The organism is Rhizobium croatiense, from assembly GCF_019793465.1.
GTDB lineage: Bacteria > Pseudomonadota > Alphaproteobacteria > Rhizobiales > Rhizobiaceae > Rhizobium > Rhizobium croatiense.
Map to the genome: position 1 here is coordinate 1 of NZ_JAILYJ010000053.1, position 892 is coordinate 892.

General features: G+C 60.4%; 1 protein-coding gene. It reads right to left on the bottom strand.

Annotated elements, in window-relative coordinates; translation table 11 throughout:
• Positions 1-163: 163 nt before the first annotated feature.
• Positions 164-892, bottom strand: a 729-nt coding sequence (gene nifH, locus K6M89_RS30495) for a NifH family ATP-binding protein (protein ID WP_184351595.1), incomplete at its 5' end; no start/stop codon positions are given.

Below are 892 nucleotides of genomic sequence, written 5' to 3' on the forward strand. Positions count from 1 at the left end.
ACTTCCGCAATGAGCTGTTCATGCAAAACGCTGTCATTCTCGTAATCAAGGCTCATGGGCCCCTGCCCCCTTTCAAGGTTCGGGTTAGGTCGTCGTCGCCGAAGCGGCTTTCTTGGAAGGACGCGCTGGCGCAAGGGCCAGCGCGTCCTGTCGACAGCGGCAGTTATTGAGCCGCAACCACCGCTGACTCCTTGGCCTGTAGTTCGGCCAGCATCTGCTCGTCGCTCTTCATGATGCCGAAGTCGAGCAGCATGTCTTCGAGCTCTTCCATGGTAATCGGGGTCGGAATGGTCCCTTGGCCCGAATTGGCATGGATCTTCTCGGCTAGCGCCCGATATTCCCCGGCCTGCTTGGAGTCCGGCGCGTACTGGATCACCGTCATCTTCCTGAGCTCGGCGTGCTGGACGATGTTGTCACGCGGCACAAAGTGGATGAGCTTGGAATTGAGCCTGGCAGCCAGCGCCTCGGAGAGGTCGAGCTCGCGGTCCGTCTGGCGCTCGTTACAGATCAGGCCGCCGAGCCGCACGCCGCCGGAATGGGCATATTTCAGGATGCCCTTGGCGATGTTGTTGGCGGCATAGAGCGCCATCATCTCGCCGGACATCACGATGTAGATCTCCTGGGCCTTGTTCTCACGGATCGGCATCGCAAAGCCACCGCACACCACATCGCCGAGCACGTCATAGGAGACGTAGTCGACATCGTCATATGCACCGTTCTCTTCAAGGAAATTGATCGAGGTGATGACGCCGCGCCCGGCGCAGCCGACGCCCGGTTCCGGACCGCCGGACTCCACGCACTTGATGCCTTTGTAGCCGGCCTTGAGCACGTCCTCGAGCTCAAGGTCTTCCACCGAACCTTCCTGCGCTGCCAGATGCAGAACCGTGTCCTG